The organism is Micromonospora sp. ABR4_055 (genome assembly GCF_056160425.1).
Genome location: NZ_JBSWXD010000161.1, coordinates 1 through 14,800, shown reverse-complemented (window position 1 = coordinate 14,800; position 14,800 = coordinate 1). Strand labels below are relative to the sequence as shown.

Genomic DNA, 14,800 nt, shown 5'->3' with positions numbered 1-14,800 from the left:
GGCCTGGCCCGCGAGGTCGGGCGGGAGGCGGCGCGGACCCCGGTCGCCTGCGGGGTCGGCACCGCCGGCACCGTCGACCCGGCGGGTCGGGTCGCCCACGCCACCGACACCCTGCCCGGCTGGCGGGGCACCGACGTGCGGGCGGCGTTCACCGCCGCCCTCGACCTGCCGGTCGTGGTGTCCAACGACGTACACGCGATGGCTGTCGGCGAGGCATCCTGCGGTGCCGCCGCCGACGCCCGGGACGCGCTCGTCGTCGCCGCCGGCACCGGGATCGGCGGCGCGATCGTGGTCGGCGGCGAGCTGGTGGTGGGCCGGCACGGGTTCGCCGGCAGCGTCGGGCATCTGCCGGCCGCCCGGCACTTCGGCCGACGCTGTGGCTGCGGCGCGGTCGACCACGTCGAGGCGTACGCGGCTGGTCCGGCGATCGCCGCCGAGTACGCGGCCCGGACCGGTCGCGGCGCACCGCCGCCGCTGGAGGAGGTCGCGGCGGCGGCCGCCGCCGGCGACCCGGTTGCGGTCGAGGTGACCGATCTGGCGGCCCAGGTGCTCGGTGCCGGGTTGGCCACCGCCGCCAACCTGTTGGACCCCGAGGTGGTCGTCCTCGGCGGCGGCGTGGTCGGACTCGGTGACCGGTTCGTCGCGGGGGTGCGCGCCGCGCTGCACACGGCGGCGCTGCCCGGCATCGACCGGCTGCCGGTGCGGACCGCCCGGCTCGGTAACGCCGCCGTGCTGGCCGGTGCCGCGCTGCTCGCCCGCCGGGTCAGCGCCGGTCGAGCCGGCCAGGTCAGCGCCGGTTGAGCCGGCCAGGTCAGCGCCGGTCGAGGTCGATGACTGGCTCGGCGCCAGCCGCCATGCCGCCACCTCCTCCGCCGACCCCGTCGCCACCGCTGGCACCGGGCCGCAGCCCGGTCGCCTGGATGCTGAGCATGCCGACGACGAGGACGAGGAGTCGGCCGAGCATCGCCCCGTGCCCACCCCACACCACGGTTCTCACCCGACGGACCCTCCTCCGCGTACCTGGCAGCGACCTGACGTCGCGACACGCCGAACACAGTATCTGGTGTTGCGTCTTCTGGCTCGCACCCATATATGGTGTACCTCGCAGCTGGTTCGACCACCCCTCGGCGGTGGTCGAGGCAAGAGGGAACCCGGTGTGAGTCCGGGACTGCCCCGCAGCGGTGAGTGGGTACGACCGCCGTCACCGAGCACTGGACCCGTCGCGGGTCCGGGAAGCGACGGCCAGTAGGCACGAACACGGCGCCCACGAGTCCGAAGACCTGCCAGCGTGCCGCACGCGACGCGTGCGGCGGTCGAAGGCCGCGCGGGACGGCCGACGCCGACGACCGGTCGACACCCGGCGGAGCAGCCGCCAGGTGGGTGACCGGCGGCGTCCTCCCCGCGTGTCCGTCGACCGGTGGACAGGCATGAGGAGGGGGACATGACGACGATTCACGACCGGGCCGCGCCCGACACGGCCGCGCCCGACCGCACGGTTGCCGAGCAGCGCCGGCACGCGATGCAGGTGCGCAAGCGCAACGGCGACACCGAACCGGTGGACGTCAACAAGATCGTCAAGGCGGTCGAACGCTGGGTCACCGACCTGGACGAGGTCGATCCGCTGCGGGTGGCGACCAAGACGATCAGCGGACTGTACGACGGAGCGACGACCGCCGAGCTGGACAAGCTGTCGATCCAGACGGCGGCGGAGCTGATCGGCGAGGAGCCGCAGTACTCGAAACTGGCGGCCCGGCTGCTCGCCGCCTACGTGGACAAGGAGGTCCGCGGCCAGCAGGTGGCGAGCTTCAGCCAGTCCATCCGCTACGCCCACGGCCTCGGGCTGATCGGCGACGACACCGCCGCGTTCGTGGCCCGCAACGCCCGCAAACTCGACGACGCAGTGGACGTCGACGGCGACCGGCGCTTCGAGTACTTCGGGCTGCGTACGGTGGCCGATCGCTACCTGCTGCGGCATCCGCGCACCCGGCTGGTGGTGGAGACGCCGCAGTACTGGCTGCTGCGGGTGGCCTGCGGGCTGTCCCAGACGCCGGCCGAGGCGATCGACTTCTACCGGCTGATGTCCAGCCTGGCCTACCTGCCCAGCTCACCGACCCTGTTCAACTCGGGCACCCGGCACACCCAGATGTCGTCGTGCTTCCTGGTCGACTCGCCGCGCGACGAGCTCGACTCGATCTACGAGCGTTACCACCAGGTGGCGAAGCTGTCGAAGTTCTCCGGCGGGATCGGCATCTCCTGGTCGCGGATCCGTGGCCGGGGCGCGCTGATCCGGGGCACCAACGGCAGGTCGAACGGCATCGTGCCGTTCCTCAAGACCCTCGACGCCGGGGTCGCGGCGGTCAACCAGGGCGGCCGCCGCAAGGGCGCCGCCTGCGTCTACCTGGAGCCGTGGCACCCGGACGTCGAGGAGTTCCTGGAGCTGCGGGACAACACCGGCGAGGACGCCCGGCGCACCCACAACCTCAACCTGGCCAACTGGATCCCGGACGAGTTCATGCGGCGGGTCGAGGCGGACGCCGACTGGTCGCTGATCGACCCGTCCGACGCACCCGAGCTACCCGACCTGTACGGCGAGGCGTTCGACGAGGCGTACCGCGCGGCGGAGAAGAAAGCGGTCCGGACGGTCAAGGCCCGCGACCTGTACGGGCGGATGATGCGCACCCTGGCGCAGACCGGCAACGGCTGGATGACGTTCAAGGACGCCGCGAACCGGCTGTCCAACCAGACCGGCGCGCCGGGCAACACGATCCACCTGTCCAATCTGTGCACCGAGATCCTCGAGGTCAACAGCGACACCGAGACCGCGGTGTGCAACCTCGGGTCGGTCAACCTCGGCGCGCACGTCACCGCCGACGGCGTCAACTGGGACAAGCTGCGCGCCACGGTCCGTACCGCCGTGGTGTTCCTCGACCGGGTGATCGACATCAACTACTACCCGGCGGCGCAGGCGGCGGCGTCGAACCCGCGGTGGCGGCCGGTCGGGCTGGGGCTGATGGGCCTGCAGGACGCGCTGTTCGCGTTGCGGCTGCCGTTCGACTCGTCACAGGCTCGGGAGCTGTCCACCCGCGTCCAGGAGGAGATCTTCCTGACCGCGCTGGAGACCTCCGCCGGGCTCGCCGAACGGTTCGGCCCGCATCCGGCGTACGCCGAGACCCGCGCCGCCCGGGGCGAGCTGCACCCGGACCTGTGGGGGGCCGAGCCGGGCCAGCCCGAGCGGTGGGCCCGACTGCGGTCGACGATCGACGCACACGGCCTGCGGAACTCGCTGCTGGTCGCGATCGCGCCGACCGCCACGATCGCCTCGATCGCCGGCTGCTACGAGTGCATCGAGCCGCAGGTGTCGAACCTGTTCAAGCGCGAGACGATGTCCGGGGAGTTCCTCCAGATCAACACCTACCTGGTCGGCGAGCTGAAGGCACGCGGGCTGTGGACGGCACCGGTCCGGGAACAGATCAAGCGGGCCGAGGGGTCGGTGCAGGGCGTCGCGAACGTGCCCGCCGACGTGCGGGAGCTGTTCCGTACCGCATGGGAGCTGCCGCAACGTGCGTTGATCGACCTGGCCGCCGCCCGTGCCCCGTACATCGACCAGTCGCAGTCACTGAACCTGTTCCTCAGCGCACCGACCATCGGCAAGCTGTCCTCGATGTACCTGTACGCCTGGAAGTCGGGGCTGAAGACCACCTATTACCTGCGGTCGCGTCCGGCGACCCGGATCCAGCAGGCCACGGTCGGTATCGCGCCGACCGCCGGGCCAGTCGTCGCGACCAGCGACGACGACGCGTTGGCCTGCTCCCTGGAAAACCCCGAAAGTTGTGAGGCCTGCCAGTGACCACCGTTTCCGAAACCAGCAGCGCAACCGCGACCGCCGCCGCCAGCGACGCCGCGACTGGCGTGGGTCGGCAGCAGCTGCTGCTCGACCCCGGCATGGATCTGACCCTGCGCCCGATGCGGTACCCGCAGTTCTTCGACCGGTTCCGGGACGCGATCAGGAACACCTGGACGGTGGAGGAGGTCGACCTGCACTCCGACCTCGCCGATCTGGCCAAGCTGTCGCCGGCCGAGCAGCACCTGGTGTCCCGGCTAGTGGCGTTCTTCGCCACCGGCGACACCATCGTCGCGAACAACCTGGTGCTCAACCTCTACCAGCACGTCAACTCTCCGGAAGGCCGGCTCTACCTGTCCCGGCAGCTGTTCGAGGAGGCGGTGCACGTCCAGTTCTACCTGAACCTGCTGGACACCTACGTGCCGGACGAGCGGGAGCGGTTCGCGGCGTTCGCGGCGGTGGAGAACATCCCGTCGATCGCCCGCAAGGCCGAGTTCTGCTTCAGGTGGATCGACTCGATCTTTGAGTTGCGGGAGCTGCGTACCCGCGCCGACCGGCGGGCCTTCCTGCTGAACCTGATCTGCTTCGCCGCCTGCATCGAAGGGCTGTTCTTCTACGGCGCATTCGCGTACGTGTACTTCCTGCGGTCCCGGGGGCTGCTGCACGGCCTTGCCTCGGGCACCAACTGGGTGTTCCGCGACGAGTCGATGCACATGGCGTTCGCCTTCGACGTGGTGGACACGGTCCGCGCCGAGGAGCCGGAGCTGTTCGACGCCGAGATGGAGGAGCAGGTCAGGCAGATGCTGGCCGAGGCGGTGGAGTGCGAGGTGCAGTTCGCCGCGGACCTGCTCGACCAGGGCGTGTCCGGGATGTCATTGGCCGACATGCGGGAGTATCTGCAGCACGTCGCCGACCGGCGGCTCGCGGTGCTCGGCATCGAGCCGATGTACGGGTCGAAGAACCCGTTCGCCTTCATGGAGCTGCAGGACGTGCAGGAGCTGTCCAACTTCTTCGAGCGGCGGGTGTCGGCGTACCAGGTCGGGGTGACCGGCTCGGTGACCTTCGACGACGACTTCTGACCCGCGTACCGGCCCGGGCCGGCGGGGCCGGCTGTTCCGCGAAGGTCGGCTACCCCGCCTCGGCCCGCTCCGTCACGGTGCGGATCGCCGCCGCCGTGCCGACCGCGATCTCCTCGACCTCGTCGGCGGAGACGACCAGCGGCGGGCCGAGCAGGATCACGTCACCGTTGACGCCGTCGGCGCAGCCGGTACCGCTGTAGAGCAGCAGACCGGCGTGCCGGGCGGCGGCGACGACCCGTTCGGCGACCCGGGCGGTACGGGCGTACGGCCGCGCGGTCTGCCGGTCGGCGACCAGTTCGACGCCGACCAGCAGGCCGCGACCGCGGACGTCCCCGACGTACGGCGAGTCGGCCAGTTCCCGGCGCAGGGCCCGGCGCAGCGACTCGCCGGCCCGCCGGCCGGCCGTGACGAGGTCACGCTCCCGCAGCACCCGCAGCACCGCCCGGCCGGTGGCCGCCCCGACCAGGTGGTGCGAGTAGGTGAACCCGTGGGTGAAACCGGTGCGCGCGATCGTGTCGTGCACCGGGCCGGCGGCGACGGCCAAGCCCAGCGGCCAGTAGCCCGAACTGGCCCCCTTCGCCGCGACCAGGATGTCCGGGCGTACGCCCCAGTGGTCGACGCCGAACCAGGTGCCGGTGCGGCCAAAGCCGGTCATCACCTCGTCGGCGATGAGCAGCACTCCGTACCGGCGGCAGACCTCGGCGACGGCCGGCAAGTAGTCGTCCGGCGGGACGCAGGCACCCAGCCCGGCCCCGGCGATCGGCTCGGCGATGAACGCCGCGACCGGCCGGGCCCGGCACAGCTGCGCCAGCGCCGCCGCGTGCCGCGCCCCGCAGCCGACCGGATGGGTGTCCGGGAACGGGCAGCGGTACTCGTACGGGGTCGAGGTGTGCACCGCCTGCCCCAGCCACGGCAGGTACGGCGCACGCAGCCCGGCCCGGCCGGAGACGTCCAACGCGCCCCGGGAGTTGCCGTGGTAGGAGCCGACCCGGCCGACGACGAGGTGCCGGTCCTCGCCCCGGGCCAGGTGGTAGGCGCGGGCCATCTTCAGCGCGGTCTCTACCGCCTCGCTGCCGCCGGAGACCGGGAAGACCAACGGATCGTCCATCGGCAGTACGGCCGCGAGCTCGGCGGCGTACTCCTCCAGCACGTCGGCGCGGAACATCGAGCCGTGCGCGTACGCGACCGCGCCGGCCTGCTCGGCCTGCGCCCGGACCACCTCGGTGACGCCGTGGCCGATGCCGACGACGATCGCCCCGGCGGCCGCGTCGAGGTAGCGCTTGCCGGTGGTGTCCCACAGCTGCGCGCCGAACGCCGAGGCGATCCGTGGCGCGTCGTCGGACACCCGGCCGAAGACGTGGCTCATCCCGGTACGGCGACGGCCCCGCCGGCTGCGATCTCCCCGCCGGCTGGGGCCTTTCCGTTGCCGGCGACCTTTCCGTTGCCGGCGGCCTGCATGTCGGCGGCAACCTCGGCGACGGCGGCGCCGAACAGCCGCAGACCGGTCTGCGCCTGGGCCCGGGTGATCACCAGGGGCGGCGACATCCGTACCGCGTTGACGCCGGCCTCCAGCACCAGCAGGCCGCGACTGAACGCCGCCTGCTGTACCTGGCCGGCGATCTCGCCGGTGGGGAACTCGACGCCGATCATCAAGCCGACCCCGCGCACGTCGACGAGTAGCTGCGGGTACGCCTGCTGCAGTTCGCGCAGCCCGGCGAGCAGGAACTCACCCTGCTCGGTGGCGTTGTCGAGCAGGCCCTCCTCCTGGATGACCCGCAGGGTGGCGAGGCCGGCGGCGCACGGCACCGGGCTGCCGCCGTAGGTGGAGCCGTGCGCGCCCGGACCCCAGGCCTCCATCAGCTCGGACCGGGCCAGGAACGCGCCCAGTGGCAGGCCGGAGGCGATGCCTTTCGCGCTGATCAGGATGTCCGGCTGTACGCCGGTGTGCTCGATCGCCCACATCCGGCCGGTGCGGCCCATGCCGCACTGCACTTCGTCGGCGACGAGCAGGATCCCGTGCCGGTCGCAGATCCGCCGCAGCCGGGCGAGCCAGCCGGCCGGCGGCACGATGAAGCCACCCTCACCCTGGATCGGTTCGACGAAGATCGCCGCGACCTCGCTCGGATCCACCTGGTGCTCGAACAGCACCTCCTCGATGAAGTCCAGCGAGGCTGGTGCGTAGGGCGCGTGCAGCACGCCGGGCAGCAGCGGGCCGAATCCCTTGTGGTACTTGGACTTCGACCCGGTCAGCGTCATCGCCCCGTAGGTGCGGCCGTGGAACGATCCGTAGAAGCTGATCACGTACTGCCGGCCGGTGGCGTACCGGGACAGCTTCAGCGCGCCCTCGACGGCCTCGGCCCCGGAGTTGGTCAGGAAGACCCGTACCGGCCCGTCCATCGGCGCGGTCGCGGCCAGCGCCTGGCACATCTGGCCGTACAGCGGCAGGTAGAAGTCGCTGGCCGAGTAGTGCAGCAGGGTCGCGGCCTGCTGCTGCACCGCTTCGACGACGCTCGGGTGGCAGTGGCCGGTGGAGGTGACCGCGATCCCGGCGTTGAAGTCGAGGAACAGGTTGCCGTCGACGTCCTCGACGACGGTACCGTGGCCGCGCCGGGGCGCGATCGCGTAGGCGCGGGGCAGCGACGGGCTGGTCACCGCTTGGTCGCGGGCCAGCACTTCGCGGGCCTGCGGTCCGGGCAGTTCGGTGACCAGGTGCGGTTGCGGGCGGTCCGGGTCGAACCAGTCGGGGATCGTCGTCATCAGGCCACCACCGTCTGCGACTGCTCGCGGAGGAACTGCTGGAGGTAGTACGGTCCGCCACCGGCCTTGCCGGTGCTGCCGGAGCCCTTCCAGCCGCCGAACGGCTGCACCCCGGGCCAGGCACCGGTGGTGGCGCCGGCCGGCCGGTTGACGTAGACGACGCCGGCTTCGATCCGGTCGAGGAAGTGGTCGATCTCGCCCTGGTCGGTGGAGAAGAACCCGGCGGTCAGGCCCAGCGGCACGCTGTTGGCCCGGTCCAGGCCCTCGTCGACCGAGTCGACCGGGCTGACCGCCACGAACGGCACGAACAGCTCGCGCTGGAACAGGTCGTCGTCGGGCGGTACGTCGGCGACGACGGCCGGCGCCAGGTAGTAGCCGTCGGGGCGGCCGTCGACCCCGGCGAGCACCTGGCCGCCGGTGACCACCCGGCCGATGGTCGCGGCGTGCGCGACGGCCTCGCCGTAGCGGCGTACGGCGGCGGCGTCGATGACCGGACCGAGGTACGTGTCGCGGGCCAACGGGTCACCGACGACCAGCGACTCGGCCCGCTCGGCGAGCCGGGTGACGAACTCGTCGTGGAGTTCGCGCGCCACGTAAACCCGGGAGCAGGCCGAACACTTCTGGCCGGAGAAGCCGAACGCGGAGCGGGCGATGCCGGAGACCGCCCGGTCCAGGTCGGCCCGGGCCGAGACGATCGCGGCGTTCTTGCCGCCCATCTCGCAGACGACGGGTCTCGGGTAGGCGCCGGCGAACGCCCGGATGATCGACATGCCGGTCTCGTACGATCCGGTGAAGGTGAGGCCGCCGACGCCGGCGTGCGCCACCAGCGCCCGGCCCGGGTCGTCGCCGCCGGGAAGGAAGTGCGCGACCCCGTTCGGCAGTCCGGCGTCGACCAGGCACTCGAAGAACTTCCAGGCCGAGAAGGTGCCCTGCAGGCTGGGCTTGAGGACGAGGGTGTTGCCGGCGACCAGCGCCGCGCCGGCCGGCCCGGCGGTCAACGCCATCGGGAAGTTGAACGGGCTGATCACCGCCCAGACCCCGTACGGCTTGAGCACACTGCGGGTGGACTCGTTCGCGGCGATGGTCGCCATCGGCAGGTCGAAACCGTGGTGCTTGTCGTACATGTCGCAGTAGTAGCGGATCAGGTCCGCCGACTCCTCGACGTCGCCGAGCGCCTCCAGCCGGTTCTTGCCGACCTCCATGCTCATCAGCGCGGCGTACTCGTTGGAGCGGTCGCTGATCAGGTCAGCCGCCCGGCGCAGCACCGCGACCCGGTCCGGCCACGGTGTCGCGGCCCAGCCGGGCGCTGCGGCGTGAGCGGCCGTGACGGCCGCGTCGACGTCCTGGTCGGTGGCGGCGGTGACGGTGGCCAGCTTGAGCGTCACGTCGCCGGGGCTGACCAGCTCGGCCGGGTCGACCCCGGGCCGGACGGTGCCGTCGACCACCGGAGTCAGGCGCTGACCCAGCCAGGCCCGCGCCCGGTCCGCGCCGTCCTCGTACGCCGTGTGCAGGTCCTCGTTGTCAGCGGACAGGGTCGCGTAGGTGACCCGGAAGCGTGCGGCCACGGAAGAACTCCTTTCGGCAGGACGGCACCCCGGTGAAGGGTGGCAAAAATTCCAGACATCATCGCGTCATGCAGGAAAATCTACTGCGCACCGCGTATCAGAAGCAAGAACTTCTCCGCCGAGCAGGGCCGCTGCCGGGCCGCCGGAGGCTGCTGCAGGGCTCACGACAGACGGGACCGGGGCGCCCGGACCGGCCGTCAGGCCAGCCCGGACACCCCGGTCCGTGGTGTTTCGGTCAGTCGCTCCGGGTCAGGAGACACCCAGGGTGGACAGGTAGTCAGGGTTCTCCGAAAGCCACGCCTCGACCGCGGCCGGCTCGTCACCCTCGTGCACGTTGAACATCAGGTCCTCCAGCGAACCGAGCTGCTGGTCGTCCATCTGGAACTTCTCCAGCATCGCGGTCACCTCGGGGAAGTCCGCGCTGAACCCGGTCCGGGCCAGCGTGGTGATCTCCTCGGCGGTACCCAGGGTGCCCTCCGGGTCGGCCAGGTCCTTCAGCTCGTAGTTCGAGTAGGCCCAGTGCGGGTGCCACAGGGTCACCACGATCGGCTCCTCGTCGCCGATCGCGCTCTGCAGCGCGGCGAGCATCGCCGGGGTGGACGAGGTCCGCAGCTCGTAGTCGTCCAGCCCGTAGGTCGGCATGACGTTGTCCTGGGTGGCGGCGGTCAGACCGGCACCCGGCTCGATGCCGATGATCTCGTTGTTGAACAGTTCGGCGTTGTCGGCCAGGTCCGCCAGCGAGTCGACCCCGTCCACGTAGGCGGGGACGGCGATGCTCAGGCTGGCGTTGTCGTACCAGACCCCGATCGTCTCCAGGTCGTCGCTGTACTCCTCCATGTAGGAGGCGTGCGTCTGCGGCAGCCAGCCGTCCAGGAACAGGTCGATGTCACCGGAGGCCAGACCGGAGTAGACCACACCGGCTTCGACGTTGGTCAGCTCGACCTCGTACCCCTCGGCCTCAAGGATGTTCTGCCACAGGTAGGAAGCGGCAATCGCCTCGTCCCAGGCCATGTAGCCGATGGTGATGCTCTTGTCGACGGCGTCGGAACCGTTGTCGCTGCCGGTGTCGCTGTCGGTGTCGCTGCCGCAGGCGGCGAGCCCCAGGGCCAGGGCGGCGGTAGCCGCCACTGCGGCCCGGCGTAGCGGGTTGTTGCGGAACATTCGTTGTCGTCCTTCCATCGTGTTGCCCTACACCGGCGTACTCGCGGCAGCGAGGCAGGGCGCCGGCACCGGTGACCCTCCCTGCGGGATCTCGGTTCGGATACGGTTCAGCTCTGGTTCGGTCTCGGGTCGGGCCGGTCCGGTCGGACTTGCGGGTCAGGCTTCCTGCAGCGCCCGCTGGGCCTTCGCCGACCGGGTACGGGCCCCGATCGAGTCGGTCAGCCGGTCGAGCACCACCGCCAGGATCACCACGGCCATGCCGCCTTCGAAGCCCTGGCCGACCTGGAGCCGGGCGAGTGCGGTGTTGATCACTTCGCCGAGGCCGCCGGCCCCGACCATCCCGGCGATGACGACCATCGACAACGCCAGCATGATCACCTGGTTGACCCCCTGCATGATGGTCGGCAGGGCGAGCGGCAGCTTGGTACGGAGCAGGACCGCCCAGGGCGACGCGCCGAACGCCTCGCCGGCCTCGATCACCTCGCGGTCGATCTGTCGCAGGCCCAACTGGGTCAGCCGGACCCCCGGCGGCATACTGAACACCACCGTAGCGATCACCCCGGGGACGGCGCCAATGCCGAAGTAGAAGATCGCCGGGATCAGGTAGACGAACGCCGGCAACGTCTGCATCAGGTCGAGCACCGGACGGGTCACCGCCGCGGCCCGCTGGTTCTCCGCGATCAGGATCCCGAGCGGGACCGCTATCGCCAGCGACAGAGCACTCGCCACCAGCACCAACGCCAGCGTACTCATGGTCTCTTCCCAGTAGGGCATGCCGGCGACGATGCCGAGCCCGACGGCGGTGCCGATGCCGAACTTCCACCCGCGCAGCCACCAGCCGAGCGCCGCGAAGATCAGCACCACGACGATCGCCGGCGGTGCGAGCAGCACGTCGACCAGGGGATCCACCAGCGACTCGACGAACGTCGAGATCCCGTCGAAGAGCGCACCCAGGTACTCGGTCGTCCAGTCGACGACGAACTCGAACGCCGCGCCGATCCGGACGTACGGGAGGATGCTGTCAATGCCGTCAGCGGCGTTCATGAACGGTCTCCCTCCGGGCTCAGCACTGCATCAGCCGGGGTTGCCTGATCGGGGACTGTCGCGGTGATGGTGCCCACCTCGCTGGAACTGGTCGGCTCGGCGTCGTCGCTGGTCCCGTCGCTGGTCCCGTTGCCGGCGTCGCTGCCGATGCTGCCGAGCGCGGTGAGCAGGGTGATCCGGGGGATCACGCCGGCGAGCCGGCCAGTGGCGTCGGTCACGGCGAGCGGGTGCGAACTTTCCGCACAGGGGGTGAACAACTCGGCGACCGGGGTGTCTTCCCCGGCGACCCGGACGTGGTCGGTGGTCACCACGTCCTGCAGGTTCCGCCGGCCGTCGCGGACCGCCTGGTCGATGACGTCGTCGGAGACCGTACCGAGGAACTGCTTGTTCTTGCCTGTGACATAGATCGCGGAGGTCTGGGTCTCCCGGAGGATCCGGGCGGCGACCCGGGGACCGGAGTTGACGTCGACGACGCCGAGCGGTCGCTCCATCACCGATGAGGCGGTGAGGATGCGGGTACGGTCGACGTCCGCCACGAACTGTGCGACGTAGTCGTTCGACGGGTCGGTGAGGATCTCCTCGGCGGTGCCGAGCTGGACGATCCGGCCGGAGCGCATCACGGCGATCCGGTCACCGAGGCGCATCGCCTCATTGAGGTCGTGGGTGATGAAGACGATCGTCTTGCCGAGCTGAGCCTGCAGGTCCAGCAACTGGTCCTGCACCTCGCGGCGGATCAGCGGGTCGAGGGCGGAGAACGCCTCGTCCATCAGCATGATGTCGGTGCCGGCCGCCAACGCCCGGGCCAGGCCGACCCGCTGGCGCATCCCGCCGGACAGCTCCTGGGGCAGTTTGTCCGCCCAGCGGTCCAGACCGACCAGGCGCAGTGCCTCCATCGCCCGCTCCCGCCGTTCGGCGCGGGGCAGCCCGGCCGCCTCCAGCGCGTAGCCGGCGTTCTCCAGCACCGAGCGGTGCGGCAGCAGCGCGAAGTGCTGGAAGACCATGCTGATCTTCTCGCGGCGCAGCTTGCGCAGCGCGGCCGGCTTGAGCTTGGTCAGGTCGACGCCGTCGACCTCGACCGAGCCGCCGGTCGGGGTGAGCAGGCCGTTCAGCATCCGGATCAGGGTGGACTTCCCGGACCCGGAGAGCCCCATCACGACGAAGATCTCGCCGGGCCGGACCTCGAAGTTGGCGTCGACGACGGCTGCGGTGGCGCCGCCCAGGTTCGCCGGAGCATCGGGTTGGCTGGTCTTGAGGCGCTCGAGCGCCTTGTCAGCACGTTTGCCGAAAATTTTGTACAACGATTTCACGACGATTGCGGACACGATCTCCATTCCAACGAATGTCGTGACGCTGGTCCCAATCGACGCACACGGCAGGTGTTCATCGACCGAAATCGAGCCGTCGGACGGTCGGTGGGCAAGTCAAACCAGGTCTGTGGTGGGGGTTTGCACCCGACCATACCCGACGGTCTGCCACGAACGAAAAACATCCCCGTACGGGATGTTTCGGACATCTCGCACGGGGTGTCTGGGGGCGGTGCTGCCATTCCAGCTGTTCCATTGTCGACGGTATCGCCACCGAATCAGGTATGTGTGCTGGCGGTGCGGCAAAGCGCACACCGCGCTCGCCGGCCCGAGATGCGAGGTATGACGAGGAACTTCCGGTTATCCCGGGGGTAGGGCCCTGACCTGCGGCGGCGACGCCCAAGGGCGCCCGGCGGAGGTCTGTGCCGCAGGTCGCCGTAGCTACCTGGATAACAATTCATCGGCAACTGGGTGGGCCACTGCTGATCTGCGGAAAAGGGCGGCCGGGGCGACGGTTCGGGTTGAACGTGATCTCTCGACGGTGAATCAGTAATCGAGTTTCGTAAAATGTGCTGGCAGGGTGTGGGGGAGTGCGGTGCCCGAAGTGCCGCTCGATCGTCGTGAATGGTTGGTGCAAATGAGCGGGCAAGGGTTTGCGTGGCGATGAGCGCGCTAACCTCTCTGCACCGCCCTGCCGTCCTGCCCTTCACCTCTGTGGCTCTGCTCCCTGCCTCTGCCGCCCTGGCACCTCGCCCGATGAGCCACCTCCCCCGCTGGGCCGCTGCCTCCGACTACTTCCCACCCACAAGCCGTGCTGGCTCACCCGGACTTCGCAGCCCGAAGGCGGTTCTGGAGATGGGCACCCTGACCTGACGGTCGAGAAAGTTGCATGTTCAGTGTCGGTCGGGCAGCGACATTCGTGGCGCCCGACGGGAGCCCTTGCGGGTGGAACTGTCGACCCGACCACTGAGTGGATCACTGCGGTCGATCCGGTCTCTTGCCTGACTGCCCCGCATAATTGGGCAAAACCGCCTATAGTCCTGTCTATGCTCAGTACTCGGGCGAGAATCCGGCACGCCATCGGTGACCAGCGGATCATCCGCGTCCAACGGCTCGTGGCACCTGTCGTGCGCCGCAACCTGACCCTGCTGGCCAGGGTCTACGACACCGACAAGGGCCGCGGACACGGCTACGCCGCGCTGTACGAGCGGCATCTCGGCGACCTCCGCGACCGCCCGATCAACCTGCTCGAAATCGGCATCGGCGGCTACGACTCAACCACCTGGGGAGGCTCGTCGCTGCGCACCTGGCGGGACTACTTCCAGCGTGGCCAGATCCACGGCCTCGACATCGCCGAGAAGCAGATCGACGAGCCGCGAATCCACGTTCACCGCGGCGACCAGTCCGACCAGACCTACCTGCGGGAGCTCGGGCGCCGGTACGGGCCATTCGACGTCGTTATCGACGACGGTAGCCACGTCAACGCGCACATCCGGGCATCGTTCGACGCACTCTTCGTCGACCACTTGCGACCGTCGGGCTTCTACATCATCGAGGACATGTCGACGGCCTACCTCGACGAGTACGGCGGCGGCCCGCCCGGAGACCAAGGCACATCCGTCGGACTCGTCCAGAGCCTCTGCGACGATGTGAACCGACGGCACTGGGCGGGGTGGCACGGACGGCCCGCCCTACCCGTACGGGCCGTCCACGTCTACGAAAAGATCGCCTTCGTCCAGCACGGCTGACCACCGGCGGAACTGCAGTGGACATCGACGACGCGGCGACGGTCAGCCGAGTCCCTTGACGCCCGGATAAGCCGTGTCCGAAAGAACCTGTACGGCGGTGCCTGCGGCGGAGGTAGAGGGGTGGTACACCCGCAGCGGATGCCGCGTTCGACCTTGTCAACCCACGAGTGGGGTTTGCCGATCCGGTTCGCGAAGACCTGTTGGGTGAGTCCGCGTCGGGCGCGGAGTTGGGCGATCCGCCGGCCGATGGGCTGGTCGGCGATGCGGTGGCGGCCGGGCGCGGTCATCGGTGCATGCTCCG

11 protein-coding genes, 1 pseudogene and 1 riboswitch are annotated in these 14,800 nt (G+C 70.1%); of the genes and pseudogenes, 4 read left to right on the top strand and 8 right to left on the bottom strand.

What is annotated here, in order from left to right; translation table 11 throughout:
* Positions 1 to 801: ROK family protein (locus tag ACXAHD_RS27005; RefSeq protein WP_475054088.1), on the top strand; the 801-nt coding region annotated here is incomplete at its 5' end.
* Positions 802 to 811: 10 nt separating this feature from the next.
* On the opposite strand, the gene ACXAHD_RS27000 is transcribed toward ACXAHD_RS27005, so the two are convergent.
* A complete protein-coding gene (locus tag ACXAHD_RS27000; protein WP_475054085.1) occupies positions 812 to 997 on the bottom strand; it encodes a hypothetical protein in 186 nt (61 codons plus the stop codon).
* Positions 998 to 1,092: 95 nt separating this feature from the next.
* Positions 1,093 to 1,302, top strand: a riboswitch (cobalamin riboswitch).
* A gap of 139 nt (positions 1,303 to 1,441) precedes the next feature.
* On the opposite strand from ACXAHD_RS27000, the gene ACXAHD_RS26995 reads away from it, so the two are divergent.
* Entirely contained in the window at positions 1,442 to 3,847 is a 2,406-nt protein-coding gene (locus ACXAHD_RS26995; RefSeq protein WP_475054082.1) for a ribonucleoside-diphosphate reductase subunit alpha, read from the top strand.
* 95 nt (positions 3,848 to 3,942) lie between these two features.
* Positions 3,943 to 4,920, top strand: coding sequence for a ribonucleotide-diphosphate reductase subunit beta (locus ACXAHD_RS26990; protein ID WP_475054091.1), 978 nt, complete (start codon positions 3,943 to 3,945; stop codon positions 4,918 to 4,920).
* 49 nt (positions 4,921 to 4,969) lie between these two features.
* On the opposite strand, the gene ACXAHD_RS26985 is transcribed toward ACXAHD_RS26990, so the two are convergent.
* The 6 genes from ACXAHD_RS26985 to ACXAHD_RS26960 form a co-directional block, all read right to left on the bottom strand.
* Positions 4,970 to 6,286 (bottom strand): aminotransferase family protein, encoded by a 1,317-nt coding sequence (locus ACXAHD_RS26985; protein ID WP_281551661.1) that lies wholly within the window; start codon positions 6,284 to 6,286, stop codon positions 4,970 to 4,972.
* Positions 6,283 to 7,677, bottom strand: a complete 1,395-nt coding sequence (locus ACXAHD_RS26980; RefSeq protein WP_475054078.1) for an aminotransferase class III-fold pyridoxal phosphate-dependent enzyme — start codon at positions 7,675 to 7,677, stop codon at positions 6,283 to 6,285. Before ACXAHD_RS26980 ends, ACXAHD_RS26985 begins: the two co-directional genes overlap by 4 nt.
* The gene (locus tag ACXAHD_RS26975; RefSeq protein WP_475054075.1) at positions 7,677 to 9,242 is read right to left on the bottom strand and encodes an aldehyde dehydrogenase family protein; all 1,566 of its coding nucleotides are present in this window, start codon (positions 9,240 to 9,242) and stop codon (positions 7,677 to 7,679) included. Before ACXAHD_RS26975 ends, ACXAHD_RS26980 begins: the two co-directional genes overlap by 1 nt.
* 249 nt (positions 9,243 to 9,491) lie before the next feature.
* On the bottom strand, positions 9,492 to 10,403 hold the full coding sequence (locus ACXAHD_RS26970) for a glycine betaine ABC transporter substrate-binding protein (RefSeq protein ID WP_475054072.1): 912 nt from the start codon (positions 10,401 to 10,403) through the stop codon (positions 9,492 to 9,494).
* A gap of 156 nt (positions 10,404 to 10,559) precedes the next feature.
* Positions 10,560 to 11,447, bottom strand: a complete 888-nt coding sequence (locus ACXAHD_RS26965; RefSeq protein WP_281551657.1) for an ABC transporter permease — start codon at positions 11,445 to 11,447, stop codon at positions 10,560 to 10,562.
* Entirely contained in the window at positions 11,444 to 12,778 is a 1,335-nt protein-coding gene (locus ACXAHD_RS26960; RefSeq protein WP_281551656.1) for a quaternary amine ABC transporter ATP-binding protein, read from the bottom strand. Before ACXAHD_RS26960 ends, ACXAHD_RS26965 begins: the two co-directional genes overlap by 4 nt.
* 1,019 nt (positions 12,779 to 13,797) lie before the next feature.
* Between ACXAHD_RS26960 and ACXAHD_RS26955 the strand changes: the two genes are divergently transcribed.
* On the top strand, positions 13,798 to 14,499 hold the full coding sequence (locus tag ACXAHD_RS26955; RefSeq protein ID WP_475054068.1) for a class I SAM-dependent methyltransferase: 702 nt from the start codon (positions 13,798 to 13,800) through the stop codon (positions 14,497 to 14,499).
* Between the two features lie 134 nt (positions 14,500 to 14,633).
* On the opposite strand, the pseudogene ACXAHD_RS26950 reads toward ACXAHD_RS26955, so the two are convergent.
* Positions 14,634 to 14,762, bottom strand: a pseudogene (locus ACXAHD_RS26950) (helix-turn-helix domain-containing protein); the annotation flags it as partial.
* Between the last annotated feature and the right edge of the window lie 38 nt (positions 14,763 to 14,800).

What these genes read in the sequence shown, in the direction of transcription:
- ACXAHD_RS26985 (WP_281551661.1), bottom strand. Translation starts at nt 6,286, where the DNA reads ATGAGCCACGTCTTCGGCCGGGTGTCCGACGACGCGCCACGGATCGCC.
- ACXAHD_RS26965 (WP_281551657.1), bottom strand. Translation starts at nt 11,447, where the DNA reads ATGAACGCCGCTGACGGCATTGACAGCATCCTCCCGTACGTCCGGATC.
- ACXAHD_RS26960 (WP_281551656.1), bottom strand. Translation starts at nt 12,778, where the DNA reads ATGGAGATCGTGTCCGCAATCGTCGTGAAATCGTTGTACAAAATTTTC.
- ACXAHD_RS26955 (WP_475054068.1), top strand. Translation starts at nt 13,798, where the DNA reads ATGCTCAGTACTCGGGCGAGAATCCGGCACGCCATCGGTGACCAGCGG.
- ACXAHD_RS26970 (WP_475054072.1), bottom strand. Translation starts at nt 10,403, where the DNA reads ATGTTCCGCAACAACCCGCTACGCCGGGCCGCAGTGGCGGCTACCGCC.
- ACXAHD_RS26990 (WP_475054091.1), top strand. Translation starts at nt 3,943, where the DNA reads ATGGATCTGACCCTGCGCCCGATGCGGTACCCGCAGTTCTTCGACCGG.
- ACXAHD_RS26980 (WP_475054078.1), bottom strand. Translation starts at nt 7,677, where the DNA reads ATGACGACGATCCCCGACTGGTTCGACCCGGACCGCCCGCAACCGCAC.
- ACXAHD_RS26995 (WP_475054082.1), top strand. Translation starts at nt 1,442, where the DNA reads ATGACGACGATTCACGACCGGGCCGCGCCCGACACGGCCGCGCCCGAC.